Consider the following 25,978-nt stretch of genomic DNA (forward strand, 5'->3'; position numbering starts at 1 on the left):
GCGCGCGTCAATTTCGTACGAAATTGACCATCAGCTCGGGAGGCCGTCCCAGGAGGGGCAGGTCCAGCCGGTGGGGGCGTCGGGGTCGGACTCCAGGACGATCACTCCGGTGTTGGGCAGGAGGACCGAGTTGGCCGTTGCGCCGTCGACGTTCGAGGCCAGGGCGGCTGCCGCGAGGCGGAGCATCGCGCCGTGGCTGACCAGGACCACCGAGCCGTCGCCCGCTCCGTCGATCGCGGTGCGTGCTCCGGCGACGAACCTGGTCAGGGCCTCGCGGCCGGTCTCGCCGCCCGGCATCGGCACGTCGAGCTCGCCGCCGTGCCAGAGCGAGTAGACCTCGTGGAAGCTCCGCAGCGCCGCCACGTCGCCCCGGCGTTCCAGGTCACCGGCGTAGACCTCGTGCGTGCCCTCGACGATCTCGACGGGCAGCCCGTGGCGCTGCGCCAGCGGCTGCGCCGTCTGCTGCGCGCGGATCGCCCGGCTCGCGTGGATCGAGACGATCTTCTCCTCGGCCAGCCGCACCGCCAGCTCCGCCGCCTGCCGCTGCCCCAGCTCGGTCAGACCCGGGCCGGGCGGCAGCGTGTCGAGCACGTGATCCACGTTGGCCGGAGTCTGCCCGTGCCGGATCAGGACCAGGCGCAGTCCGGTGGGCGCTGCGAGCTCGAACCCGTTCATGCCAGCCGCCCTGCTCGTACGTCCTCGACCCACTGGGCGGAGAGGCGGAAGGCCTGCTCCGAGGCCGTCTCGCGCACGCTGGCCGGGGATTTGTCGGCCTTCGGGTAGGAGCCGAGGAACCGGACCGTGCTGCACCGGCGGCGCAGGGCGGTCAGCGCGTCGCCGATGCGGGCGTCCGCGACGTGGCCGTCGAAGTCCAGGAAGAACCGGTACTCGCCGAAGCGGTCCTTGATCGGCCGGGACTCGATGCGGCTGAGGTTGATGCCGCGCAGCGACAGCTCGGCGAGCAGCTCGGCGAGCGAGCCGACCTCGTCGCCGATCACCGCGCACACCGAGGTGCGGTCCGCGCCGGTCGGTTCCGGGAGCTTGCCGGGGCGGCGGACCAGCAGGAAGCGGGTCACCGCATCGCGCACGTCGGCGATGCCGCCGACCAGCCGCGCCAGCGACGGGTAGTGCTCGACGGCGACCGGTGCCGAGATCGCCGCGTCGAACTCGCCCGCCGCCACCGCCGCGGCACCGGCCGCGGTCGAACTGGTGGCCCGCACCTCCGCGCCGGGCAGGTTCGCCGCGAGCCATTCGCGGACCTGCGCGAGCGCGTGCGGGTGGCTGGCCACGGTGCGGATCGCGCGCTGCTCGGTGCCCGGCCTGACCAGCAGGTCGAACTGCACCGGCAGCAGGGTCTCCTGGACGGCGACCAGCGGCTCGTCGGTGGTCAGCGCGTCGAGCGTCGCGGGCACCGAGCCCTCCACGGAGTTCTCCACCGGAACCCCGGCCGCCAGCACCTCGCCGCGGCGCACCGCGGCCAGCGCCAGCGGGACGGTCTCGAAGGGCACGAGTTCGGCGTCGAAGTCCCCGGTGAGCGACCTGGTGGCTTGCTCGGTGAAGGTGCCCGCCGGGCCGAGGTACGCGATTTGTGGCACACGACCACCCTAGAGAAGTCCTCCCGGCCAGCCCGCGCTACGGGTCGGATCCGTGAGCGTTTCGGGGCGTCATGGCACCCCGAAACGCTCACGGACCCCACCCCCGCGAGGCGACCGCGGCGTCCCGAACCCGCAATGCGCTCCAGGTGTGACCTACCCGATGCCACTTGTTCGGGCTTTCCTGCGATGCTGTGTGTCGTGACCGCGTCGGAGGGAGCTGAGCCGGAGCTGCAGCTCGTCTTGTGCGCGTTGGACGAGCCGCTGGCCGCAGCCTGGCAGGAGATCGCAGACGACCGCGTCGGACTCAGCGTCCACCGGGGTTCCGTGCTCGACCTGACCGTGGACGCCGTGGTGAGCCCGGCGAATTCCTACGGCTGGATGCGCGGCGGCATCGACGCCGTGTACGCGCGGGCCTTCCCGGAGGTGGAGGAGCAGGTGCGCAGCGCCGTGCTCGCCTACCACGGCGGGGAGCTGCCGGTCGGCGAGGCGCTGCTGGTGCCCACCGGGGCGCCGAACCCGATCTGGCTGATCAGCGCGCCCACCATGCGGGAGCCCGGGGAGCTGTTGCCCGTCGACACCGTGCACCCCTACCTGGCGGCGCGCGCGGTGCTGCGGCTCTGGGCCAGCGCGGTGCTGGAGAACGGCGCGCTGGTGCGGCAGGTGGTGCGGTCGATCGCGATGCCCGGGCTGGGCACCGGCGTCGGCGGCGTGGCGCCGGACCTGTGCGCGCGGCAGATCGCCGCCGCGTGGGACGAGGTGTTCACCCACGTGGACCAGCGCTGACGATCAGGCGGAACCGGGCGGTGATGAGTACCGTCGGGCGCACCGACCACCGAGGAGGTTCCCCGATGCTGATTCGCCGTTTGGCCCGGCCGATGCTCGCCGCGGTGTTCATCTACGGCGGGATCGGGTCGCTGCGCGATGCGCCGAACCACGCCAAAGCGGCGGCCCCGCTGTTGGAGAAGGCCACCGGACCGATCAAGGACTCGCTGCCCGAGCAGGTGCCCACCGACCCGGAGACCCTGGTGCGCATCGACGGCGCGGTCAAGATCGGCGCGGGTGCGCTGCTGGCGCTCGGCAAGTTCCCGCGGCTGTCCGCGCTGCTGCTGGCGGGCAGCGTCGTGCCGACGACGCTGGCCGCGCACGCCTTCTGGGAGATCTCCGACCCGCAGGAACGCGCCAACCAGCAGGTCCACTTCCTCAAGAACGTCGGGCTGCTCGGCGGCCTGCTGCTGACCGCGGTGGACACCGGCGGCAAGCCCTCCGTCGGCTACCGCGCCAAGCGCCGCGCGCGCAAGGTCTCCGCGCAGGCCCACCAGACCGTCGGCGCGGTCAAGGGCGTGGCGAAGATCAAGAAATAGCGCCGGATCCGACCCTAAGCGCACCTGCTGGCGGGTACCTACGTAGCGTGGGTGTCGTGCCGGTGAGCGTGCTGCTAGTCGATGATCATGAGGTGGTCCGGCGCGGTCTGCGCGACCTGCTGGACACCGAGGAGGACGTCACGATCGTCGCCGAGGCCGGTGGTGTCGGCGAGGCCTTGGTGCGCGCGCAGGCGACCGGTCCCGACGTCGCCGTCATCGACATGCGGCTGCCCGACGGCGACGGCCTGGAGCTGTGCCGACGGCTCCGCGAGCTGCCCGAGCCGCCGTACTGCCTGGTGCTGACCGCGTTCGACGACGAGGCCGCGCTGGTCGGGGCGATCAACGCCGGGGCGTCCGGCTACCTGCTCAAGCAGGTCCGGGGCCAGGACCTGGTCAACGCGGTCCGCGAGGTGGCGGCGGGCCGGTCGCTGCTGGACCCGATCACCACCGGCCGGGTGCTGGCCCGGCTGCGCCAGTCGAGCAGCCCGGAGCAGGACGAGCTGGCGGCGCTGACCGAGCGGGAGCGCCGGGTGCTGGAGCTGATCGGCGAGGGCCTGACCAACCGCCAGATCGCCGAACAGCTGTTCCTGGCGGAGAAGACGGTGAAGAACTACGTGACCTCGGTGCTGGCCAAGCTCGGCATGGAACGCCGCACCCAAGCCGCCGCCTGGGTAGCCCGCCGCCAGGGCCAGCTCTGAGAGCCGAACTTGCCTACTTGCTCGGGCTGAGCGGTACTTCCCAGGTGACTGTGGTTCCGCTGTCGGGGGATGAGGTCAGGACGCAGCGGCCTCCTGCTGCGACTGCTCGTTCTTCGAGGTTTCGCAGGCCTCGCTTGCTCACGTCGCGGGGGATTCCGCAGCCGTCGTCGACCACCTGCAGGAGGAGTCCGGCCGTCGAGCGGCGGACCCGGACCAGCACCGCCTTCGCCCCGGCATGCCTGACCACGTTGGACAGCGCTTCGCGCAGGGCGGCGCGGGCGTGGTCGGCGACCTGGACCGGCACGTCCGACAGGTCGCCCTCGATCTCCAGCCGCGGCGGGCGGCCCAGCAGCTCGCCGGCGATCTGCACCTCGGAGCGCATCGAGTCGTCCAGCGCGGGCGCCTGGTCGGGTGTTTCCGGGTCGGCCGAGCGCAGCGTGCGGGCGGTGGCCCGGACCTCGGCGATCGCCTGGTCGATCTGCTCCATGGTCTCCGCCAGCCGGGAGGCGTCGGCGGGCGCGAGCTGCCCGGACAGCCGCCGCTCCAGCACCTCCAACTGCACTCCGGTGGCGTAGAGCCGCTGCACGATCACGTCGTGCAGATCGCGGGCGATGCGCTCGCGCTCCTGGTACACCGCGATCCGCTGCCGCGCGGTGGAGCCCTCGGCGAGCACCAGCGCCAGCCCGGCCTGCGCGGCGAACGAGGTCAGCACGTCAACCGCGACCCGCGTGAACGTGCTCGCGCCGCGCCTGCGGTACACCGCCAGCGCGCCCAGCCGGCGCTCGCGGGTGCCGAACGGAGCGACCGCGAACGGGCCGTAGACCCGCAGCGCAGCCGGGACGTACGGGGCCGTCAGCGGGTCGTCGATGAGGTCGTCGACGACGACCGGGACACCGCTGCGGGCGACGCGCGCGGCGGCGGACCGCGAGGACAGGACGGTGCCGACCGGGTCGCCGAGCGGGCCGGTCGCGGATGGCGCGCCGTAGGCCGCTTCGACGGTCAGGCGGCCGTCGTCGGCGCGGACGGTGACGACGCCGAGGTCGGCCTCGGCGAGTTCGGCTGCGCGGCGGACGACCAGCGGCAGCACCGCGTCGGGATCTTCCGCGGACAGCGCCACGCGGGTGATCTCGGTCGATGCCGCCAGCATTCGCCGGGCGAGGGAGGAATCCATGTCGTGCACGAGGCTATAGCTCCCAACCTGTCGCTGGCGCCTCCTGACGACGCAGGTCACAGGCGGTGGGCTGCGCGAGGAACACGACCCGACTTCCTACCGCGACGCGGGCGGCCGGTGCGACATCGGCTTCCGGCCAGCGGAGCTCCCGCTCAGCCGACGACCGCACGGCCCTGCCCGGCTTCCGCTCGGACCACTCCGTTCTCCACGCGCAGGACGACGTCGGCGCGCTCGGCTTCCGACCAGCGGTGCGTCACGTGCACCAGCGTGCGACCGCGCAGCTCGTGCGTCAGGCGCTCCAGGAGCGCCTCAGCGGTCGGGACGTCCAAGTGCGCCGTCGGCTCGTCGAGCAGCACCAGCTCGGCGTCGGGGACCAGCAGCGCGCGGGCCAGCGCCAAGCGCTGCGCTTCGCCCCCGGACATCGCCGTGCTGCTGACCACGGTGCCCAGGCGCTCGTCCCAGTGCGGCAACCCGGCCAGCCGGAGCGCCTCGACCAGTTCGTCGTCGCTCGCTCGCGGCGCGGCCACCCGCAGGTTCTCGCGCACCGTCGTCGACACGAGCTGCGGTTCCTGCGGGCACCAGGCGATCCGCTGCGGCACCCGGGCCTCGCCGCGCTCCTCGCGCAGGAATCCCAGCAGCAGCGCCAGGAGCGTCGACTTGCCGCCGCCGGAAGGCCCGACGATCGCCACGTGCGTCCCGACCGGCACGCGCAGGTCGACGCCGCGCAGCGCCGGTTCGGCAGCACCCGGCCAGCGCACGTCGACGTCGGCGAGCTCGATCTCGCCGTCCGTGCGCGCGCTCCGCTCCTGGACGTCGTCGGACACCGCGAGCAGCGGCTCCAGGCGGTTCTGCGCGGCGCGCAGCGAACGCCACTGCTGCGCGGCCGGTGGCAGCAGCGCGACGGCTTCGGCCACCGCGAGCGGCACGAGCCCGAGCAGCGGCGCCAGTTCGGGTGCCAGGCGGCCTTCTGACACGGCGGCCGCGCCGAGCCACGCACCACCGAGCACCGCGATGCCGATGAGCAGGGTGATCACCGCTGTCGCGGCACCCGCGCCGAAGGCTGCGCGCCGGGCTCGCGCGGCGAGCCGCGTGTCCTCCGCCGCCAGCTCAGCGCGCTGTCCGGTGTGCGCGCCGAAGGCGAGCAGTTCCGCCGCGCCGTCGAGGAGCCCCAGGACGCGGGCCGCGACCCGTCGCCGCCCCTCGGCCACGGCAGTCGTCGCGCGTCGCTCCGCCAGCACCGCCGCGAACGGGCTCGCGAAGCACGCCACGAGGAGCACGACGGCGAGCAGCACGCCGGCTTCGGGCAGCACCAGCGCCTGCACCACGACCGCCACGACCATCACGATCACGGCCACCAGCGGCGGGAAGATCACCCTCGGCACCAGGTCGCGGACCGCGTCGACGTCGTCGACGAGGCGGGCGACGCCCTCGCCCCGGCGGAGCCCGGCGGTGCGCACCGGTCCGAGCCGCACCAGCGCGTCCCACAGCCGACGCCGCATCCGGCCGGACATCCGGAACGCCGCATCGTGCGTGACCAGCCGTTCCACGTAGCGCAGCACCGCGCGCGAGAGCGCGAAGGTGCGCACGCCGACGACCGCGACCGACAGCGTGAGGATCGGTGGTTGTTGCGAAGCGCGGGCGATCAGCCAGGCCGACGTCGCGGCCAGCGCGAGGCCGGAGAGCAGCGACAGCGCGCCGAGGCCGGTGCCGACGAGCAGCCGCGGCGAGAGCAGGTCGCGGAGGCGACCGCGGGCAGCGGGCAGGTCGGGCGCAGCGGCCGGGGCGGTCGCGAGCGCCTCCTCGGAGCGTTCCGCGGCGGCGTCCGGCCGGTGGCTGGCGAGCACCACGGTGGCACCGGCGTCGGCCGCGCGGCGGATCGCCGTGTTGATCTGGTGCGCCGTGGCGGTGTCGAGGTGCGCGGTGGGCTCGTCGAGCAGCAGGATCGTCGCGTCGCCGCGCAGCCGCAGCAGCGCGCGGGCCACCGCGACCCGTTGACGCTCCCCTGTGGACAGTTCGTCGGTGCGGCGGTCGCGCAGGTGCGCCGCCGCTGCCTCGGCCAGCGCTTCGCCGACGTGGGCCGAGAGGTCCGGCTGGTCGGCCGCGGCGAGGGCGAGCTCGCCCTCGACCGTGCCGCCGGAGAACGTCGGGCGCTGCGGCACCCAGGCGATGCGGCGGCGCCACTCCGCCGGTGCGAACTCCGCGATGTCCACGCCGTCGCAGGTGATCGTGCCGCTCGCCGGTTCGGCGAAGCCGAGCAGCACCGCCATCGCGGTGGACTTGCCGCTGCCGCTGGGGCCGATGCCGTCGAAGCCCTCCAGCCGCACGATCTCGCCCGGCCGCGCGGTGAAGCTCAGCCCGTCCGGCGCGAACCCGTCCCGCCGCCGCACCCGGAGCCCGGTGACGCGCAGCTCTCCGGAGAGCGGGTGGCCGGAGCCCGGCCGGTGGTCGCCATCGCCGCTCACGATCTCGTCGACCCGGCGGACGGCCTCCACGCCGTCCTCGCTGGCGTGGTGCGCGGCGCCCGCGGCGCGCAGCGGGAGGTAGCACTCCGGGGCCAGGACCAGCACCAGCAGGCCGGTGGCCAGGTCGAAGTCGCCGGAGACCAGGCGCAGGCCGATGCCCACCGCCACCATCGCCACCGACAGCGACGAGAGCAGCTCCAGCACCAGCGCGGACAGGAACGCGACGCGCAGCGTGGCGACCGTGGTGCGGCGGTGCGAGTCGCTGACCCGGCCGACCACCTCGCCCTGGGCCCGCGCGCGGCCGAACGCGGTGAGCACCGGCAGCGCGCGGATCAGCTCCAGCAGCTGCCCGGACAGCCGCTGGACGGCGTCGGCCGCCCGCGAGGTGCGCTGCTCGGTGTACTTGCCGACCAGCCAGGCGAACAGCGGGATGAGCGGCACGGTGATCACGATGACCAGCGCGGAGACCCAGTCCGACCACAGGATCCAGGCGCCCACCAGCGGCGGCACCACGGCCGCCGTCACCAGCGCGGGCAGGTACTTGGTGAAGTAGGCGTCGAGCGCGTCGAGGCCCTTGGTGGCCAGCGCGGTCAGCTCGGCCGGGCCGCGCCGCTGGATCCACTCCGGGCCGCGGCGCAGCGCGGAATCCAGCAGCAGGCCGCGCAGCTCCTCCTTCGCGCCCGCCGCGGCGCGGGCCGACACCGACTCGGTCGCCCACGCCAGCGCGGCGCGCGCGACCACGGCACCGGCCAGCACGATCAGGTGGTCGCCGATCTCGCCCGGCCCGGCGCCGCGCGTCACCACCGCCGCTAGCGCGCTGCCCAGCGCCCAGGCCTGCACGATCAGCGCGACCGCGTTGCCGACCGACAGCAGCCCGGCGACCACGAGCGCCCGGCGAGCCGACGCCGACAACCGCGGCAGCGCACCCAGCGGACCCATCACTCGCTCCTCACCAATCGTCCTGCGACCTCCGCCTCACAGTGTCGAGGCGACCGGCGATTCCGCGGTGCTCGACATACCGCGGCGTGTCCGGCGCCCGACACGCCGAGAACCCCGCGCGATTTCAATGGAAATCGGACGTCTGATTTCCATTGAAATCGCATCGAGCGGCGGGCGGCGTCATGCGGACGGCGCGTGCACCGGCGGGATGTGCTTGGTGCCGATGCGCTTGCGGAACACCCAGTACGTCCAGCCCTGGTAGATCAGCACCGCCGGAGTGCCGAAGGCCGCGACCCAGGTGACCACCGTCAGCGTGTACGGGCTGGACGCGGTGTCCGCGATCGACAGCGAATTCGCGGCGTCCAAAGTGGACGGAATCACGTTCGGCCACAGCGCGCCGAACAGCGTGATCACCACGCTGGCCAGCGCCACGCCCTGCAGCACGAACGCCTGGCCGTCGCGCCACCGGTACAGCCGGGCGAGCCCGGCCAGCGCCGCCACCAGCGCGATCACCAGCGGCACCCACGTCCACGCGGAGCCCTCGGTGAACTGCGCGATGAACAGCAGCGCGATCACCGGCAGCAGCAGCGGCACGCCCATCCGCAGCGCGAACCGCCGGGCCCGCTCGCGGATCTCGCCCTCGGTCTTCAGCGACAGGAACACCGCGCCGTGCAGCAGCGAGAACCCGCACACCGCCAGCGCGCCGACGACGCTCGGCACGCTGAAGATCGTCCACCAGCCGCCGACCCGGTCACCGTGCTCGTCCAGCGGCAGCCCGAAGACGTTGGCCGACAGCACCAAGCCCACCACCAGCGGCGCGATCCAGGAGGCGAGCACGATCACCCGGTCCCAGTTGCGCCGCCACCGGTGGCTGTCCACCTTGCCGCGGTACTCGAACGCCACGCCGCGCCCGATCAGCACCAGCAGCAGCACCAGCAGCGGCAGATAAGCGGTGCTGAACAGCGAGGCGTACCAGCCGGGGAAGGCCGCGAACATGGCGCCACCGGCGACGATCAGCCACACCTCGTTGCCGTCCCACACCGGGCCGATCGTGTTGATCAGCACCCGCCGCTCGACGTCCTTGCGGCCGAGGATCGGCAGCAGCATGCCGACGCCGAAGTCGAAGCCCTCCAGGAACAGGTAGCCCAGCCACAGCAGGGCGATCACGCAGAACCAGAAGGTGGGCAGATCCATCGCTCGTCCTCTTCAACTCGTCAGTACGCGAAGGACAGGGCTTCGTCGGCTTCTTCGCCCTCGGGCGGCTTAGGCGGCAGCACCGCGTCGAACCCGCCGCGCACGTAGCGCACCATCAGGAAGATCTCCACGATCGCCAGCACGCCGTACAGCGCGGTCAGCGCGATCACCGAGGTCAGCATCTCGCCGGGCGTCACCCCGGCGGAGACCGCCTGCGCGGTGTACATCCACACGCCGTCGATGCCGGAGGGATCGGGGTTGGGCGCCACCACGAAGGGCTGGCGGCCCATCTCGGTGAACACCCAGCCGGCGATGTTCCCGGCGAACGGGAGGCCGATCGCCGCCACGGCCAGCGGCGCCCACCAGCGGCCCTTGGGGAACTTCTGCTTGCGGGTCAGCCACAGCACCGCCACCGCGCCGAGCGCCGCCAGACCGCCGAAGCCGATCATGAACCGGAAGCCCCAGTAGGTCACCGGCAGGTTCGGCGTGTAGTCGATGGGCTGCCCGGCGAACTGGCCCAGCCGCGGATCGTCCGGGTAGTGCGTGCCGTACTTCGCCTGGTACTCCGGGATGAGCGCCTGGACGCCCTTGACCTCGCTGGTGAAGTCGCCGTTGGCCAGGTAGGACAGGATGTAGGGCACGGTGATGCTCTTGACGTTCTCGCAGTCCGGGCGGGCCACGTCGCCGACCGCGAAGATCGAGAAGCTGGCCGGTGCCTCGCTGTGGCACAGCGCCTCCGCGGAGGCCATCTTCATCGGCTGCTGCTGGAACATCAGCTTGCCCTGGATGTCGCCCGAGATCGCCAGCCCGGCGAAGGCGATCACCGCGACCCAGGCGCCCAGCCGCAGCGAGCCGTGCCAGGCCTTGCGGTCCTCGTCGTCGACGGCGGACTTGCGGTGGTGGCGGGCGATCTGCCAGGCCGCGATGCCGATCAGGAACGACCCGGCGACCGCGAAGCAGCCGAAGACGGTGTGCGGGAACGCGGCGAGCACGGTGTTGTTGCCCAGCACCGCCCAGATCGAGTTCAGCCGCGGCCTGCCGTCCACCAGCTCCACGCCGACCGGGTGCTGCATCCAGGAGTTGGCGGCCAGGATGAAGTACGCGGACAGCACCGTGGCCAGCGAGAACGCCCACGCGCACGCCAGGTGCACGCCCTTGGACAGCTTGTCCCAGCCGAAGATCCACAGGCCGAGGAAGGTCGACTCGACGAAGAACGCGAGCAGCCCCTCCATCGCCAGCGGCGCGCCGAAGACATCGCCGACGAAGCGCGAGTAGGCGCTCCAGGCCATGCCGAACTGGAACTCCTGGACGATGCCGGTGACCACGCCCATGGCGAAGTTGATCAGCATCAACTTGCCCCAGAACTTGGTCATCTTGAGGTAGCGGTACTTGCCGGTGCGGTACCAGGCGGTCTGCATCCCGGCGACCAGCACCGCGAGCCCGATGGTCAGCGGCACCATCAGGAAGTGGTAGACGGTCGTGATCCCGAACTGCCATCGGGCGATGTCGAGCAGATCCACGGGTCCACTCTGGCCACCCCGGGGAGAAATCCGCAGAGGCAAGGGCCCTTTATCGCCCGGACGAGGGTCCTGCGGCGGACAGGACCTTGGTCCCATCGACGCAACGCATTCATCCTCACCGGTCGGATTACTTCTTACCAGCCGCATCGGGTGACGGGAAAGATGTTCTGGCGAAAACCGGATCAGCGCGCGGTGCGTACTACCCGGTGGGACCAACGGAGAGGATCTGCCATGCGGACACCGATACTCGCCGCCGTCGGCGTGCTCGCCGCCGTGGTCGCGCTGCTGACGAGATCGCGCCGCCGGAGGAGCGCACCGCCGCAGCGCGGGCTGCGCGCGCTGCCGGGCGGGCACCGCCGCACGGCGCGGCGATTAGCGCGCACCGACATCGTCGTGGTCGCCGAACCCGGTGGTCAGGCGCCCGAGCGGCGGTGCGGATGAGCGCCGAAAACCGTTTCACGTTCTGCTGCGTCTGACCAGACGTGCGGGAGGAACAGAGCGACGAGGAGCTGCTGCGGGCCGTGGCCCGCGGCGACCGGGCCGCGTTCGACGCGCTCTACCAGCGCAACGCCGGGTGGCTCGCCGCGCGGCTGCGGCGCCGCTGCGACGACCCCGGGCTGGCCGCCGAGGTGCTGCAGGACTGCTTCCTGCTGGCGTGGCGCTCAGCGCGGTCGTTCGATCCGCAGGGCAACGCCGCCGCCTGGCTGTGGACCATCGCGTCCCGGCGGCTGATCGACGCGCACCGCCGCCGCGGCGCCCGCGTCCGGTCGGCAGGCGAACCGGCCGAGTCGGCGCTCGTCGCGGACTCGGCCGAGGCCGAGGTGATGGACCGGACCCTCGCCCCGGAACTGGCCGAGGCGATCCGGCTGCTGTCCCCGGAGCTGCGCGCGGTCCTGCAGGCCACCGCGCTCGACGGGCGCACGGTCCGGGAGACCTCGGCGCTGCTCGGCATACCCGAGGGCACGGTCAAGACCCGAATGCGCAAAGCGCGCCGCATGCTGAAGGAGGCACTCGCATGACGCACTTCTCCGCGTCCGCCCTGCGTGCCTACGCCGCCGGCCGAGCCGACGAAGCCGACGAGATCGAGGACCACGCGCTCGGCTGCGCTCCGTGCAGGCAGCTGATCAACGAGGCGGTGGCCGACGACCCGCTGCTGGCGCAGGTGCGCGCCTCGCTCACCTCGCTGCCACCGCAGTGGCCCCGGCCCAGCCGGTGGCGGCGGATCCGGGTGCTGCTCAACTCCGCGCCCGCCACGCGCGGCGCGTGGCTGTTCGCCGTGCTCGTGGCGCTGGCGTGCGCCATCGGGCTCGACCAGCTCGCCCCGGAAGAGGGCTGGTGGTCGCAGCACGGCTCCGCGCTGCTGCTGTTCGCGCCCGTCCTGCCGGTCCTCGGCGTCGCGCTGTGCTTCGGGCAGTTCGGCGACCCGGCTTACGAGATCACCGCGGCCACGCCGTTCGGCGGGTTGCGGCTGGTCCTGTGGCGCACCATGTCCGTCCTGCTGACGACCGTCCCGGCCGCCGCGCTGGTCGGCGCGCTCACCGGGCGCGCGTCGGTCACGACCTGGCTGCTGCCCTGCCTGGGGCTGACCGCTCTCACGCTGGCGCTGGGTTCGCTGTTCCGGCTGGAACTGGTCGCGGTCGGAGTCACCGTGCTCTGGTGGCTGCTCACAGGCGCGCCGCTGCTCAACGAGCAGGTCCCGGTGCTGCTCGACCGGCCGTTGCCGCTGCTGTGGTCGGCGCTGATCGCCGCCTCCGCCGCCGTGCTCTACCTGCGCCGCACCCGACTGCACTCGAACTTCGGGAGTTGAGTTGTCCACCGAGATCCGCGACCTGACCATCCGATTCGGCCGCCGGACCGCGCTGGCCGGGATCACCGCCGACCTCGACCACGGCGTGCTCGGCCTGCTCGGCCCCAACGGCGCGGGGAAGTCGACGCTGCTGCGGGCGCTGGCCACGCTGATCGCGCCGACCAGCGGCTCGATCCGGCCGCTGGGCCGCACCGACCTGCGCGAGATCCGCCGCCGGATCGGGTACCTGCCGCAGGAGTTCGGCTACTACCCGAGGTTCACCGCGCGCGAGTTCGTCGAGCACTTCGCCTGGCTGAAGGAGGTGCCTGCCGCCGAGCTGCCGCTGGCGGTGGACCGGGCGCTGACCCGCGTCGGGCTGGCCGACCGCGCCGACGAGAAGCTCAAGAAGCTCTCCGGCGGCATGCGCAGGCGGGTCGGCATCGCGCAGGCCATCGTCAACGACCCGGAACTGCTGCTGCTCGACGAACCGACCGCCGGGCTGGATCCCGAGCAGCAGGTGGAGCTCCGCGAACTCCTCCGCGAGCTCGGCGAAACCCGCTGCGTGGTGCTGAGCACGCACGTGATGGGCGATGCCGGTGCTTGCGACCAGCTGTGGGTCCTGGAGTCGGGGCGGCCGCTCTTCCGGGGCGCACCGGCCGAGCTGGGCAGCGGGAACCTGGAGGAGAGCTACCACGCGGTCCTGCGCGCGAACCGGAAGAGCGCGGCGTGATCAGGGCGCTGCGCCGGGAGTTCCGCGCCGCGGTGCTGCTGTCGCCGGTCGTCTTCGCCGCGCTCACCACGCTGCTGTTGGTGCAGCCCTGGGGAGCGCTCAGCTGGAACGCCGTCGCCCAGTCCATGCGGTTCGGCCTGCTCTACGCGGGCCCGCTGGTGGCGACGGCCGGTGCGTGGCAGGCAGGCCGAGAGCTCCGCCGCGGCACCGGCGATCTGCTGGCCACCACTCCCCGGCCGGTCTGGCAGCCGTACGTGGCGGCCTGGGCGGCGCTCACCGCGGCTGCGCTGCTCGGCCTGGTGCTGGCCTGCGGAGTCGCAGCGATCTTCGTGATCCCGCTCGCCGGGAGCGACGCGCTGTGGATCCTCGAGCTGTTCCTCTGCGTTCCGGCTTTCGGCGCGCTGGCCGCGTTCGGGATGGCGCTGGGCCGGTTGGTTCGCTGGCGGTTGGTCGTCGTGCTGACCCCGGCGCTGACGTTCCTGGGCATCCTCTTCGCCTCGGTGCGAGGCTGGTCCGCCCCGGTGTCCCTGACGATGAACGCGGGCCCGGCGAGCGACTACGCGACGTTCACCGGCCTGTCCAGCGCGCTGCAAACTGCGTGGTACGCCGCCATCGCGGTGGCTCTCCTCGCCATCGGCGTGGCGCGCCGGCGTTGGCTCGCCCTGCCGCCGATGGCGCTGGCCATCGCGATGTCGGTGCAGCTGGCCTCGATGCCCTACGAGGAGCACATGCGCGACGACCCGGCGGCCGTCCAGCAGGTGTGCACCACGACCGTCTGCGTACCGCGCTACCAGGAGCCCGTGCTCGACGAACTCGCCGGTCTGGTGCAGCCGATGCTGGCGCGACTCGACGGAATCGCCTCGGCTCCGACAGCAGTGCGGTTCTCCCACGATTCGGCCGGCGGACCGGCCTGGACGTTCGACTCGACGTTGACCGGGCGACTGGAGGATCCGCAGCGCAATCGCGTAGCGCTGGCGCACCTGCTGCTGTCCCTGGAACCGGATGGACGGCACTACGCCGACTGCACGCCAACAGTGAACGGCGAGCACGTGGCCGCCGCAGAGGCCGCCCAGCACTGGCTGCTCGACGACATCCCGCGAGCACAGCAGGCCCTCGGCGGAAGAGCCCCCGACCGCGAATGGATCGCCGCCTTCTTCGCGGCCAAGGCGAACTGCGACGGCGAGGCGATGCGCGCACTGATTCCGGCCACCACGAGTCCCTGATCGCACAACGAAATCGCGACGCCGTCCGGAGGAGGACGGCACACCAGAACCACGCGCGGTCGAGTCTCGCTGCCGCACACCCGGAAAGGACCTGGAAATGACGTCGATCAGCGCTCCTCGACCGCGTGCGGTCCTGGGGAACACCATTCCGCCGCTCGCGGCCCGCCCGGTGCTGCGCGCGAACCGGGAGAGCACGGCGTGATCCGGGCGCTGCGCCGCGAGCTGCGCAGAGCCGCACCGCTCGCACTGGTGGTGGCGGCCCTGTTCATCGGGATGGCGTTCCTGCAGCCGTGGTGGGCGGGCAACTGGAACGCGCTCACCATGGCCCTCCGGTTCAGCGTGCTCTACGTGGGCCCGGTCATGGCCGCCGCGGGAACGTGGGCGGCAGGTCGGGAGACCCGCCGCGGCACCGGTGAAGTCCTGGCCACCACGCCCCGGCCGGGATGGCAGCCGTTCGTCGCCTCCTGGCTGGCGCTGACCCTGAGCTCGGTGCTCGGCATGGCGATCGCGGTCGCGGTCGCGGCGTTCTTGATCATCCCGATCGCCGTCCCGACGAGCGGTTTGTGGGTGCTGGCGCTGCTGGCGTGCGGGCCGCTCTTCGGCACCATGGTCGCCTTCGGCATGGCGCTGGGCAGGCTCGTGCGGTGGCCGCTGATGGTCGTGGTGACCCCGCTGCTGACGTTCGCGCTGATCACGTTCGTCTCATTCCCCACCTGGGGGAGGGCGGTGGCCATGTCGCTCGGCCCGAACCGGTACTTCGAATCCAGCATCTTCTCCGGATTCTCGAGCGCGTTGCAGGTGGTGCTGTTCAGCGCCATCGCGGGCGCGCTGCTCATCGGCGCCGCAGCCCGGCGACGATGGCTCGCCCTGCTGCCCGCAGCGCTGGCCGTGGTCCTGTCGGTGCAGACCTCCGCGATCCCGTACGACCAGCACGCGCTCTTGGACCCGCCGTCGGTGGTCCCGGTGTGCACGGTCAGCGGTCCGCGGGTCTGCGTCCCGGCCTACCAGGAACCCGCGCTGGCCGAGATCGCCGCCTTGACGCAGCCGATGCTGCGCAAGCTCGACGGGATTCCGGGGGCTCCGGAGGAATTGCGCACCGGCAGCGGCAGCCCCGCGGACGGGGACCTGAACGTCTACCGGCACGCCACCACCGTCACCGGCCGGCTCGCGGACCCGGAGTACGAACGCGAGCTGATGGCGTCGTACCTCCTCTTGACGCGCAAGGTGGCGTGCACCGGCCAGATCTTCCACGAGGGATACCTGACCGCCATGTCCTGGCTGACCGAAGAGCGCACCGACAACGCTCCCGACCGGGAGTGGATGGCCGCGTTCTACGCGGCGAACCAGACCTGCGACGCCGAGACCATGGGGGAATTGGTCACCGACATCCGATAGCGCAACCGAACAACGAAATCCGCACGCCTGAATTCGACGAATTCAGGTGCTGCCCCCGCACACCCGGAAAGGGGCCCGGACATGACCACCGTGCTCGAGAGAACCGTTCTGCGAAAAGAAGATCCCGCGCTGCTCCCGTTCGCGTGGCGGCCGGTGCTGCTGATCGCCTCGGCGATGGCCGCGGTGCTGGTGCTGGTCAGCCCGCGCTACGGGTACTTCGCCGACGAGCTCTACTTCATCGCCGCCGGGCACCACCCCTCCTGGGGCTACGCCGACCAGCCTCCGCTGATACCGCTCATAGCGTCCACTTTGGACAACGCGGCTCCCGGTTCGCTCGTCGCCCTGCGCTTTCCGGCCGCGCTCGCCATGGCGGCGGGCGCCGTGGTCACCGCGCTGATCGCGCGCGAGCTCGGCGGCGGTCACCGCGCGCAGATCGCGGCGGCCGGGACCTGGGCGGTCACGGCGCAGTTCGCCAGCGCCGGGCACATGCTCACCACCTGGTCGATCGACCCGGTCCTGTGGACGACCGCCACCTGGCTGCTGGTCCGCTGGACCCGGCTGCGCGACGACCGGCTGCTGCTCTGGGCGGGCGCGGTCACCGCGGTCGCGCTGCAGGTCAAGTTCCTGATCCCGGTCCTGTGGCTCGGCGTCGGGATCGCCGCACTGCTGATCGGTCCGCGAGAGCTGCTGCGGCGCCCGATGCTCTGGTGCGGCGCGGCCCTCTGCGCGCTCACCCTGGCGCCCACGCTGCTCTGGCAGCACGCCAACGGCTGGCCGCAGCTGCGGATGCCGGCCACGGTCGCGTCCGAGAACTCCACCGGCTGGCTGACCCTCCCGTTCGCCGTGGCCTGCGCCGGGCTCGTCGGCGCTGTCGCGATCTGCTTCGGCACGTGGCGACTGCTGCGCTCCCCGCGCCTGCACCAGTACCGCTACCTGGGCTGGGCCGCGGTCGGCATCGCGTTGGCCTTCGCCGCCGTGGACGGGCGGCCGTACTACGTCGCCGGGATGTTCGGCCTGCTCTACGCCGTGGCGGCGGTCGAGTGGGAGCACCGGCCGATCCGCGGCTGGATCGTCGGCACCGTCTACGCGGCCTCCGCGGCCATAGCGATCGCTGCGCTCCCGATCCTGCCGCTGTCGGCCGTTCCGAAGCACGACGTGTTCGCCCGCGGCAGCATCGGCTGGCCCGAGCTGACCGCCGCGGTCGCCGACGCGCACCGCCGCACACCACCGGGCACCGAGGTCATCACGCACGACTACTGGTCGGCGAGCGCTCTGCACCACTTCGGCCCGGCCGTCGGGATCACCGAGGTGCACAGCGGGAGCCGTGGTTTCTGGCACCTGAGCCGACCGAGCGGCGGCCAGGTGCTCTACGTCGGCGGCACCCGCGACTACCTGCTCCAGCACTTCCGCGAGGTCCGCCCGATGACCGCAGTGGACACAGGGCTCGCGGTGGACACCTACTACGAGGGCGCGACGATCTGGCTGGCCACCGGCCCCCGGGAGCCCTGGCCCGATCTCTGGCCGGATTTCCAGCGCATGGGCATCTTCGACGGCGCCACCGGCACCGGCACCGAACTCCCGGGCGCGATCACATGACTAGACGACGACCGCGCGCAACGCGGTGACCGAGGCCGTGCCGTCGTAGGAGTTCCACGCCTCGGCCATCCGGCGCACCGCCTCGGACAGCTCGTCGGGCGGTAGCACGAACGGGATGCGCAAGCTCCGGCCGCTGCGCAGCTCCGGGTCCATCGTCTGCCCGGGGAGCACCGCGACACCGAAGCGAAGCGCGTGCTGGGCGAAGGCCCCCGCATCGCCGTGCGGCAGCGCTACCCAAGCGGTCTGGCCACCGGAGGGCACCTGGAAGGTCCACGGCAGGTTCGCGGCCAGCTCCTCGCACAGCCGGTCGCGGCTGGCCCGCAGCTCGCGCGTCCGGCGCTCGCGGACGGCGCCGAGCCGCGGCAGCAGCTCGGCGGCCAGCCACTGGTCGAACACCGCGCTCCCCAGGTCGTGCATCGCTTTCAGCCGCGCCAGCCGGTTGATCACCGGTTCGCTCGCGCGCACCCAGCCGACCCGCAGACCACCCCAGACGAGCTTGCTCAGCGAACCCACGTTGATCGCGCCGTGCAGCGGTGGTGGTGCTGCGCCGTCGAGGTCCAGCTCGGCCAGCACCTCGTCGTCGATCAGCGGAACGCCGTGCAGCAGGCAGGTCTCCGCCAGCCGGGTGCGCTGCAGCTCGGTCAGCAGTTCGCCGGTGGGGTTGTGGAACGCGGTGATCGCGTAGGCCAGCGCCGGGCGGTCGGCCACCGCCCGCAGGTAGCCCTCCAGGTCCAGCCCGTCGTCGGCGCGCACCGCGCGGATCCGCGCACCGGCCTCTTTGGACAGTTCGAACGCGCCCGGGTAGGTGGGGGCGGCGAGCAGCACCTCGTCACCGGGCGCGACCAGCAGCCGCACCAGCAGCGACAGCGCCTGCTGCGCACCGGTGGTGACGAGGATCTGCTCGGCGGAGGTGGGCAGACCGCGCTTCGCGTAGTGGTCGGCCAGCGCCTGCCGCAGCTCGGGAACACCGGCCGGGTGGTAGCCCATGTCCGCGCCGACCGCGCCGAACTTCGCCGCGGCGACCGGCTGGAGCTCGACGAGTTCCGGCGGTGGCTGCCACGGGCTCGCGCAGGTCAGCTGGATCGCGTCGTCCGAGGGCTCCAGCAGGTGCAGGAACAGCGGACTCGCCGACTCGACGGCGGCGGTTCGAGCGGCGCTGAGCAGCGCGGTGCCGACCCGCGTACCGCTGCCCTGCTGGCGCTCGACCCACCCCTCCTCGCCGAGGGTCCGGTACGCGGCGATCACGGTGTTGCGGCCGACCACGAGCGCACCGGCGAGCGCGCGGTCGGACGGCAGCAGCGCGCCGGGCGGCAGGCTGCCGTCGGCGATCAGCTGCCGCAACCGGGTGGTGAGCAGCTCGTGCAGCGTTCCGCGCTGCACCGCCCAGCGCCCGAGCAGGCCGATGATGCGCTCCAGAGAAATTGGCTCCATCGAGGAACCAATCTAGCTGAACTGGCCCTTCCACCACCGATGACCACCGGAAATCCTGTTTCCATGAACCACCAGAGCACCACCTGCGTGCACGTCCGCACCCCGCGGCCCCCGGCCGGTCAACCGCTGAGCACGCCCATCCACCAGACCTCGGGCTTCGCCTTCACCGACCCGGACACCTTCGCCGAGGGCATGGCGCGCCCCGACGCCGAACCGGTCTACACCCGGCTCGGCAACCCCACCGCGCAGGCGCTGGAGCTCACCGTCGCGCAGCTGGAGGGCGGCGCCGCCGGTTTCGCGACCAGCTCCGGCATGGGTGCGATCAACGCCGTGCTGATGACCTCGCTGCGCTCCGGCGACCACGTGATCGCCCAGCGAAGCCTCTACGGCGGCACGTTCGCCTCGCTCGAAGCGCTGGCGCACCGGTGGGGCGTCGAGGTCAGCTACGTCGCCGACCCGGACGAAGCGCGCGCCGCGCTGCGCCCGAACACCCGCGTGCTGTACGCGGAGACGATCTCCAACCCGGTGGTCCGGGTGGCCGACCTGCCCGGCCTGTTCGCCGTGGGGCGCGAGGCCGGGTTGCTCAACGTCGTGGACAGCACCTTCGCCACCCCGCTGCTGTGCAGGCCGATCGAGCACGGGGCGGACGTCGTGCTGCACTCGACGTCCAAGTACCTGGGCGGCCACTCCGACGTGATCGGCGGTGTCGCGGTGTTCGCCGACGCCGCCCGGCACCGCGAGCTGTGGCCGGAACTGGTGGAGTTCGGCGCGCCCGCCGACCCGTTCGCGGCCTGGCTGACCCTGCGCGGCGTGCGGACCCTCGCCGTGCGGATGCGCCAGCACTGCGAGAACGCCCAGCTCATCGCGGAACGGCTCGCCGAGCACCCGGCGGTCCGCGCGGTCCACTACCCCGGCCTGCCGACGCACCCGGACCACGACCTGGCGCGTGCGCTGCTGACCGGTTCCGGCGGGGTGCTCAGCTTCGAGCTCGCCGACCGCGCAGCCGGTCTGGAGTTCACCCGCTCGGTCCGGCTGGCCTCGCTGGCCCCGTCGCTGGGCGGGGTGGAGACGCTGGTCCTGCACCCGGCGAGCACCTCGCACCGCCAGCTCACCGCGGATCAGCTCCGCGCCGCGGGCATCGGCGAGGGAACGATCCGCCTCTCCGTCGGCATCGAGCACCCGGAGGACGTCTGGGCCGACCTGGAGCAGGCCCTGGCCTGAGCGCCCGGGCCGCGCCCGCCGCACCGGGCGGGCGCGGCCCGAGTGCCGTCACGCCGACTGCATCGCCTGCGGCGTCATCTGGCGGCACATCGAGGCGCACTGGTTCATCATGTCCGCCAGCTCGGTCATCTCCCGCGATTCCATGCGGCGGCACATCTCGGCGGTCATGTCGCACATGTCGGCGCACATGCCGCACATCCGCACGCACATCTGCACCATGTCCGCGCTGGCCTTCGCCATGCTCGAACAGCGCATCATCATGTCCGCGCACATCCGGCACATGTCCGCGCAGGAGATCATCACCATGCTCATCTGCATGGCCTCGTCGCTGCGCTTCTCCATGCAGTGCGACAGCATCCGCTCGCACATGTCGTGGCACTTGTGGCACATGTCGATGCACTGCTGCATTTCGGTGGTCATCTGCCGCGTCATCCTGGGCCTCCAAAGCACTCGGGAAGGACCCGGGCGCCCGCGCGGGCGCCCGAGGGGCCTGGAGTACCCCCGACCGGCCTAGATCGCACGCGCGAAGTCCGCCGCGTGGTCCCGGGCCCACTCCGCGAAGCCGCGGGCGCGGCCGGTGACCGGCGCCGAGGTCGGCATCGGCGGGACCGCCGACTTGTCGAAGTCCGCGAGCGCCGAGGGGTCGGCTTCCGCTCCGGAGTAGTCCTCGAAACCCAGCAGGAAGTCGGCGTTCGCCGCCGCGAAACCGCCCTGGGCCCGGTAGAACTCCCTGGCCTCGTGGGCCGTGACCTCCGCGAAGCGGATCTCCCGGCCGACGGCTTCGGCGATGAGCTCGACCTGCTCGCGGTGGGTGAGCAGGTCGGGGCCGTTGACGTCGTAGGCGCGGCCGGAGTGCCCGTCGGCCAGCAGCGCCTCCACTGCCACGTCGGCGATGTCCTGCTCGTGCGTCGGGTACCAGGCCACGGCGTCCGGGTTCGGATCCCGCACGACGCCTTCGGCGCGGATCGACGGCCCCCACAGCCACAGCTTGTTCAGCGCGAACTCGCCGGGCCGCACGTGCGTCCACGCCATCCCGGAGGCCTCCACGGCCTGCTCCACGGGCAGGTGGAAGTGGGTGTCGAAACCGCCGGTGACCGCGCCCGACGACAGCACCACGACGCGCTGCACACCGGCCCGCTCCGCGGCGGCCACCACCTCCCGCGCGGTTTCCGGCACGGGGAACAGGAACAACCGCTCGACGCCGCGGAACGCCTCGGCCAGGCCGTCCGGTCGTGCGAGGTCACCGCGCACGACCGGCACTCCGGCGGGGAACGCTGCCTGCGGATCGCGGGTAAGCGCCCGCACCGGCTCACCCGCGTCCACCAGCCGCCGCACGACGCGGCTGCCGACGTTCCCGGTGGCCCCGGTGATCAGGAAGGTCATGAGCAGTCCGCCTCGCTGTCCCGCCTCTCCGCGTTTTTCAGTGGTGGTTGCGTATGGATTGATCTCGCGTTTCGCGGTTTCTTGTGGCTGGGCTGCATCACGGTCCCCTGAGGTGCGGTTGAACAGCACTCCGGTTGGCACGAGGGCGTCATTACGTCCTCTCGACGAATCGGTTCGGGATGTCGAGCACTCGAAGACGATTCATCCTGCCCCGCCCATCGCCCGCCGGGCAAACATGAACACGTTGTTCACATAATCCTCTGACCTGCGAAAACAATGAACCGAAGAATAGGAGGGAATTGCTTTTTCCAGCGCGCGAAAACCCGCGTCGAACTGGGAGAACATCGCACCGGAGAACGGGCGCGGAAAATATTTCCGAGCGGACCTCAGCGGAGGGCTTCGGCCACCGATTCCGCCGTTTCCAGGACCAGCGGGCCGATCTCCTCCGGCACCAGCGGCTGCAGCGCCACCACGCCGACGCTGGCGCGCAGGCCCGGCACCCCGCGCACGGGTGCCGCCACGGCGAACGCGCCCGGCTGCAGGTCACCGCTGCTGGCGATCCACCGCGGCCCGCCCGGCGGGAGGTCCACCGCCCGGCCGGCCGCGCCGCGCTGCACCGGATGACGACTGCCCACCCGGTACGACACGTGGTAGCTGGTCCACGACGGCTCCACCACCGCAACGGCCTGCGCCTCGCTGCCGTCGGCGACGGTCAGGTGCACCGTCGAACCGACGCGCTCCGCCAGCGCGCGCAGCGCGGGCAGCGACGCCACGCGCAGCTGCGGCAGGACCCGTCCGGCGAGCCACAGCACGCCGAGGCCCAGCCGCACCTTCGAGCCCTCCCGGCGCACCAGACCGCGGCTCTGCAGCGGCCCGAGCAGCCGGTACACGGCCGCGCGGCTGACGCCGACGGTCGCCGCCAGATCGCTGATCGTCGGCGCTTCGCTCTCCGACTCCGCCACCGCCTGCAGCAGGCTCAGCCCGCGCTCCAGCGTCAGCGAGCTCTCCTTCGTCGCCGGCGGGGAGTCGCGGGGTGCGCCGAGCGGGGTGCGGATCGGCTCTGGAGTGGTTGGTGGGGCCATCGCGTCACCTCCGGGCGGCGGCCAGCACCGTGCCGGTCACCTCACCGAGCCCGATCACCGCTCCGCCGGGTCCGGGCGCGGTCCCCCGCAGTGTCACCCGGTCCCCGTCCTGGAGGAAGGTGCGCTGCTCGCCGTCCTGCAGGGTGATCGGCTCGGCACCGCCCCAGGTCAGCTCCAGCAGGCAGCCGCGCTGCTCGCGCTGCGGCCCGGACACGGTGCCCGACGCGAACAGGTCGCCCGGCCGCACCGGGGCACCGTTGACGGTCAGGTGCGCCAGCTGCTGCGCGGGCGACCACGACATGTGCTCGAAGCGCGGCCGGGCCAGCACCGTCTCGTTGCAGCGCACCTCCAGCTGGAGGTCGAGTCCCCACGGCTCGGACTCCAGCAGGTAGGACTGCAGCACGTGGTCCGGCTCCGGCAACGGGATGCGGGCGTCCTCGAACGCTGCCAGCGGGGTGATCCAGCCGGCCACCGAGGTGGCGAAGGACTTGGCCAGGAACGGGCCGAGCGGTTCGGACTCCCAGGCCTGGACGTCCCGCGCCGACCAGTCGTTGACCAGCGCCACGCCGAACACGTGCTCGGCGAAGTCCGCGGTCGGCACCCGGGTGGCGGGCTCCCCGCCGCAGACGAACCCCACCTCGGCCTCGAAGTCCAGCCGCCGGGTCGGGCCGAACGCCGGGTGCAGGTCACCGGCCGCCTTGCGCTGCCCGCTCGGCCGGTGCACGTCGGTGCCCGAGACGTAGACCGTGCCCGCGCGGCCGTGGTAGCCGACCGGCATGTGCGTCCAGTTCTCCGGCACCGGCGCGGCGGTCCGGCGGAGGATGCGGTTGACGTTCTCCACGTGGTGCCGCGAGGAGAAGAAGTCGACGTAGTCGGCGACGGCGAACGGCAGCACCAGGGTGTGCCAGTCGGTGCGCACCAGCCGCGCACCGGCAGGCGCGCGATCGGCCGAGACCAGCTCGGTGAGCCGCTCGCGCAGCTCCTGCCAGCGCTCCCGGCCGGCCGCCAGCAGCGGGTCGAGCGAATCGGCCGAGACCAGCTCGGCGAGTCGAGGTCCGAGCGCCTCGGCGACGCCGCGCAGCGGCAGCGCGTGCCGTCCGACCCGCACCGCGACGACCGGCCCGCTGCCGGTCACCAGCACCCCGTAGGGCAGCGTCTGCGGGCCGAACGGCTGGTCCGGGGCGAATTCCGGATCCTCGATCCAGGTCAAATCAGTCCCAATCCTTCGAGCTCGACGACCGGGTCCTTCAGCGATCGTGCCCCGTAGGAGGCGAAGACGTCGCGCACCGCGTTCGCCGCGTCGTCGGACAACGCCTTGGCCTCCTCGGCCAGCGCGGCGCCGTCGGTGCTGGCCAGCGCTTCCCGCACGTCCTTGCCGGACAGCGAGCGCGCGGCGGCGACCAGCAGGTTGAGGAAGCCGTGGTTGGTGAACCCGGTTTCCGGATCGGTGCCGCGCACCGCGGTGTGCAGGCCGGTGGTGGCCTTGAACGGCACGTCGAGGCTGGCGGCCACGGCCAGGAAGTCGGTGACCACGTCGACCGACGGCACCGATTCGGCGGTCTGCCCGCCGCAGCGCAGCTTCGGCCAGCAGCCGTGCTCGGCCACCCGGCGGATGCCGTCCAGCCAGCCGTCACCGCCGCGCCGCGGCTCGACGACCCGGATGATGTCCTCGGGCACGAACTCCGAGACCCGCTCCAGCCAGATGTCGTCGACGTCCGACGGCGCGGGCATCTCCACCATCCGCAGCGCCAGCAGCTCCTGGCGGCCCTCGATGATCGACAGCGCCTTGGGCACGCCGCCGAGCCCGGTGTCGCACACCAGCGACAGCGGCACCGGCGCGCTCGGCTTGGCCTTGGCCAGCTCGGTGATCAGCTCGGCGAGCCGCGAGGCCTGGCACAGGATCGGCCCGAGCAGTCCGGTGAGGGCGCCGCCGCGCGCGTCGAGGTGGTCGGCCACCACCTGCGGGACGGCCGGCGCTCCCGGTGGGAACAACGAGGCGTCGTCGACCAGACGGGCGAACAGTGGCGGGATGCCGCGCGGACCGGGCGCGCGAAGCTCAACAGCGCTTGACACGGCTGACACGCTAATGCCGTATCAGCCAGTGAACAAAGGTGCCCGATAAACGGACGTCTGGCGGGGTCATGGGCTCCTCCCTCGCCTGGTTCAGACCTCATCATCCACCCAGCACCGACAGCGGCCGACAGCGGCCTTCCCCCGCTGCGTGAGATCGGCTCCCGCTGCGGCGTTCCAGCTGGTACTAAGAAGCGTGCAGCCGTGGTTCCCGGGTGAGATCCCACGGGTGGAGTACTTCCAGACCCCGCGCAGATAAGTTAGGCTTACCTAAGTTGGAGGTGAGCGGTGAGCGAGACGACGACCCGGAGACCTGCCACGCCGAGCCCGGCGGAGCGGGCCAGGAGCATCGCCAAGCGCGGTGGCCGGGCCGCGCTCCTGCCGTCCGGCGAGGCAGCGGTGCGCGTCGCGCCGCTGCTGCACCACGTGCACGCGGACGGCTCGGCCACCGTGCTGCTCGCCGACGACCACCCGCTGATCTCCACCGCCTGGCAAGCCCCGCGCAGCGAACTGGCCGCGGTGCTGGAGGTCGCGGACCCGACGCCCGTCCGGCTCCGCGAACCGGTGCGCGGCCTGCTGTGGCTGACCGGCTGGATGAGCCTGCTGCAGGGCGCCGACGCCCGCGCCGAAGTGCTCGCGGTCGCCGAAGAGCGCCCCGACCCGAGACTGCTGGACGCCGGGCACGGCGCGACCGTGCTGAAGCTGGAGTCGGCGTCGCTGGTGCTGGCCGACTCGGAGGGCACCAGCTCGGTCGAGCCCGCCGACTTCCAGGCCGCCGAGCCCGACCCGTTCTGCATGCACGAGGACTCCTGGCTGCGCCACCTGGAGCTCTCGCACCGCGACGTCGTCGGCCTGCTCGGCAGGCACCTGCCGGAACAGCTGCGCGGCGGCCACATCCGCCCGCTCGGCCTGGACAAGTACGGCCTGCGCCTGCGCGTGGAGTCGGCGGACGGCGACCACGACGTCCGCCTGGCCTTCTCCCGCCCGGTGACGACCACGGAGCACCTCGGCACCGAACTGCGCCGCCTGGTCGGCTGCCCGTTCCTCGCCCAGCAGCGCTCCGGCTGACAGCACTGACGGCGTAGCCGTCCTCATAGGCGGCACCAGCCGCTTGGAGCACG

24 protein-coding genes are annotated in these 25,978 nt (G+C 72.4%); 12 read left to right on the forward strand and 12 right to left on the reverse strand.

The window, feature by feature from the left end:
- Positions 1 to 30: 30 nt before the first annotated feature.
- A complete protein-coding gene (locus OU416_RS18270) occupies positions 31 to 675 on the reverse strand; it encodes a histidine phosphatase family protein (protein WP_270928188.1) in 645 nt (214 codons plus the stop codon).
- On the reverse strand, positions 672 to 1,595 hold the full coding sequence (pheA, locus tag OU416_RS18275) for a prephenate dehydratase (RefSeq protein ID WP_270928189.1): 924 nt from the start codon (positions 1,593 to 1,595) through the stop codon (positions 672 to 674). The genes OU416_RS18270 and pheA overlap by 4 nt, the downstream gene beginning before the upstream one ends.
- Positions 1,596 to 1,781: 186 nt before the next feature.
- Here pheA and OU416_RS18280 point away from each other — a divergent pair, with 186 nt between their 5' ends.
- The 3 genes from OU416_RS18280 (at position 1,782) to OU416_RS18290 (ending at position 3,654) form a co-directional block, all read left to right on the forward strand.
- On the forward strand, positions 1,782 to 2,378 hold the full coding sequence (locus OU416_RS18280; protein ID WP_270928190.1) for a macro domain-containing protein: 597 nt from the start codon (positions 1,782 to 1,784) through the stop codon (positions 2,376 to 2,378).
- 65 nt (positions 2,379 to 2,443) lie between these two features.
- Entirely contained in the window at positions 2,444 to 2,956 is a 513-nt protein-coding gene (locus OU416_RS18285; RefSeq protein WP_270928191.1) for a DoxX family protein, read from the forward strand.
- 56 nt (positions 2,957 to 3,012) lie between these two features.
- Positions 3,013 to 3,654 (forward strand): response regulator, encoded by a 642-nt coding sequence (locus OU416_RS18290; protein WP_270928192.1) that lies wholly within the window; start codon positions 3,013 to 3,015, stop codon positions 3,652 to 3,654.
- A gap of 13 nt (positions 3,655 to 3,667) precedes the next feature.
- Here the strand turns inward: OU416_RS18290 and OU416_RS18295 are convergent, their stop codons facing one another.
- The 4 genes from OU416_RS18295 to OU416_RS18310 all read right to left on the reverse strand — a co-directional run bounded on the left by OU416_RS18295 (position 3,668) and on the right by OU416_RS18310 (position 10,940).
- Positions 3,668 to 4,825: a GAF domain-containing sensor histidine kinase gene (locus OU416_RS18295; RefSeq protein ID WP_270928193.1), complete on the reverse strand. Its 1,158-nt coding sequence runs from the start codon at positions 4,823 to 4,825 to the stop codon at positions 3,668 to 3,670.
- A gap of 152 nt (positions 4,826 to 4,977) precedes the next feature.
- Entirely contained in the window at positions 4,978 to 8,226 is a 3,249-nt protein-coding gene (gene cydD, locus OU416_RS18300; RefSeq protein ID WP_270928194.1) for a thiol reductant ABC exporter subunit CydD, read from the reverse strand.
- A gap of 180 nt (positions 8,227 to 8,406) precedes the next feature.
- Complete coding sequence (gene cydB / locus OU416_RS18305; RefSeq protein ID WP_270928195.1) at positions 8,407 to 9,420, reverse strand: cytochrome d ubiquinol oxidase subunit II; 1,014 nt, start codon at positions 9,418 to 9,420, stop codon at positions 8,407 to 8,409.
- Between the two features lie 20 nt (positions 9,421 to 9,440).
- The gene (locus tag OU416_RS18310; RefSeq protein ID WP_270928196.1) at positions 9,441 to 10,940 is read right to left on the reverse strand and encodes a cytochrome ubiquinol oxidase subunit I; all 1,500 of its coding nucleotides are present in this window, start codon (positions 10,938 to 10,940) and stop codon (positions 9,441 to 9,443) included.
- A 231-nt stretch (positions 10,941 to 11,171) separates the two neighbouring features.
- On the opposite strand from OU416_RS18310, the gene OU416_RS18315 reads away from it, so the two are divergent.
- The 7 genes from OU416_RS18315 (at position 11,172) to OU416_RS18345 (ending at position 17,670) form a co-directional block, all read left to right on the forward strand.
- Positions 11,172 to 11,381: a hypothetical protein gene (locus OU416_RS18315; RefSeq protein WP_270928197.1), complete on the forward strand. Its 210-nt coding sequence runs from the start codon at positions 11,172 to 11,174 to the stop codon at positions 11,379 to 11,381.
- Positions 11,382 to 11,422: 41 nt separating this feature from the next.
- Positions 11,423 to 11,959, forward strand: a complete 537-nt coding sequence (locus tag OU416_RS18320; protein ID WP_270928198.1) for an RNA polymerase sigma factor — start codon at positions 11,423 to 11,425, stop codon at positions 11,957 to 11,959.
- Positions 11,956 to 12,747 carry a hypothetical protein gene (locus OU416_RS18325; RefSeq protein ID WP_270928199.1) on the forward strand — a complete coding sequence of 264 codons (792 nt, stop codon included), beginning with the start codon at positions 11,956 to 11,958 and terminating at the stop codon, positions 12,745 to 12,747. Before OU416_RS18320 ends, OU416_RS18325 begins: the two co-directional genes overlap by 4 nt.
- Before the next feature lies 1 nt (position 12,748).
- On the forward strand, positions 12,749 to 13,456 hold the full coding sequence (locus OU416_RS18330; protein ID WP_270928200.1) for an ABC transporter ATP-binding protein: 708 nt from the start codon (positions 12,749 to 12,751) through the stop codon (positions 13,454 to 13,456).
- Complete coding sequence (locus OU416_RS18335) at positions 13,453 to 14,679, forward strand: hypothetical protein (RefSeq protein ID WP_270928201.1); 1,227 nt, start codon at positions 13,453 to 13,455, stop codon at positions 14,677 to 14,679. Before OU416_RS18330 ends, OU416_RS18335 begins: the two co-directional genes overlap by 4 nt.
- Before the next feature lie 198 nt (positions 14,680 to 14,877).
- On the forward strand, positions 14,878 to 16,074 hold the full coding sequence (locus OU416_RS18340) for an ABC transporter permease (protein WP_270928202.1): 1,197 nt from the start codon (positions 14,878 to 14,880) through the stop codon (positions 16,072 to 16,074).
- A gap of 81 nt (positions 16,075 to 16,155) precedes the next feature.
- A complete protein-coding gene (locus OU416_RS18345) occupies positions 16,156 to 17,670 on the forward strand; it encodes a glycosyltransferase family 39 protein (RefSeq protein WP_270928203.1) in 1,515 nt (504 codons plus the stop codon).
- Here the strand turns inward: OU416_RS18345 and OU416_RS18350 are convergent, their stop codons facing one another.
- A complete protein-coding gene (locus OU416_RS18350; RefSeq protein WP_270928204.1) occupies positions 17,671 to 19,101 on the reverse strand; it encodes an aminotransferase-like domain-containing protein in 1,431 nt (476 codons plus the stop codon). It abuts the gene before it with no gap.
- Between the two features lie 63 nt (positions 19,102 to 19,164).
- On the opposite strand from OU416_RS18350, the gene OU416_RS18355 reads away from it, so the two are divergent.
- Positions 19,165 to 20,322, forward strand: coding sequence for a trans-sulfuration enzyme family protein (locus OU416_RS18355; protein WP_270928205.1), 1,158 nt, complete (start codon positions 19,165 to 19,167; stop codon positions 20,320 to 20,322).
- A gap of 48 nt (positions 20,323 to 20,370) precedes the next feature.
- Here OU416_RS18355 and OU416_RS18360 read toward each other — a convergent pair whose 3' ends face one another.
- The 5 genes from OU416_RS18360 to OU416_RS18380 all read right to left on the reverse strand — a co-directional run bounded on the left by OU416_RS18360 (position 20,371) and on the right by OU416_RS18380 (position 24,860).
- Entirely contained in the window at positions 20,371 to 20,742 is a 372-nt protein-coding gene (locus OU416_RS18360) for a hypothetical protein (protein WP_270928206.1), read from the reverse strand.
- 90 nt (positions 20,743 to 20,832) lie between these two features.
- Positions 20,833 to 21,705, reverse strand: coding sequence for an NAD(P)H-binding protein (locus OU416_RS18365; RefSeq protein ID WP_270928207.1), 873 nt, complete (start codon positions 21,703 to 21,705; stop codon positions 20,833 to 20,835).
- 386 nt (positions 21,706 to 22,091) lie between these two features.
- Positions 22,092 to 22,787 carry an IclR family transcriptional regulator gene (locus OU416_RS18370; protein ID WP_270928208.1) on the reverse strand — a complete coding sequence of 232 codons (696 nt, stop codon included), beginning with the start codon at positions 22,785 to 22,787 and terminating at the stop codon, positions 22,092 to 22,094.
- 4 nt (positions 22,788 to 22,791) lie between these two features.
- Positions 22,792 to 23,997, reverse strand: a complete 1,206-nt coding sequence (locus OU416_RS18375) for a fumarylacetoacetate hydrolase family protein (protein WP_270928209.1) — start codon at positions 23,995 to 23,997, stop codon at positions 22,792 to 22,794.
- Positions 23,994 to 24,860, reverse strand: coding sequence for a hypothetical protein (locus tag OU416_RS18380; protein ID WP_270928210.1), 867 nt, complete (start codon positions 24,858 to 24,860; stop codon positions 23,994 to 23,996). The genes OU416_RS18375 and OU416_RS18380 overlap by 4 nt, the downstream gene beginning before the upstream one ends.
- 285 nt (positions 24,861 to 25,145) lie before the next feature.
- Between OU416_RS18380 and OU416_RS18385 the strand changes: the two genes are divergently transcribed.
- The gene (locus tag OU416_RS18385; protein WP_270928211.1) at positions 25,146 to 25,925 is read left to right on the forward strand and encodes a DUF2470 domain-containing protein; all 780 of its coding nucleotides are present in this window, start codon (positions 25,146 to 25,148) and stop codon (positions 25,923 to 25,925) included.
- Positions 25,926 to 25,978: the final 53 nt, after the last annotated feature.

This window comes from Saccharopolyspora indica, from assembly GCF_027853965.1.
GTDB lineage: Bacteria > Actinomycetota > Actinomycetes > Mycobacteriales > Pseudonocardiaceae > Saccharopolyspora > Saccharopolyspora indica.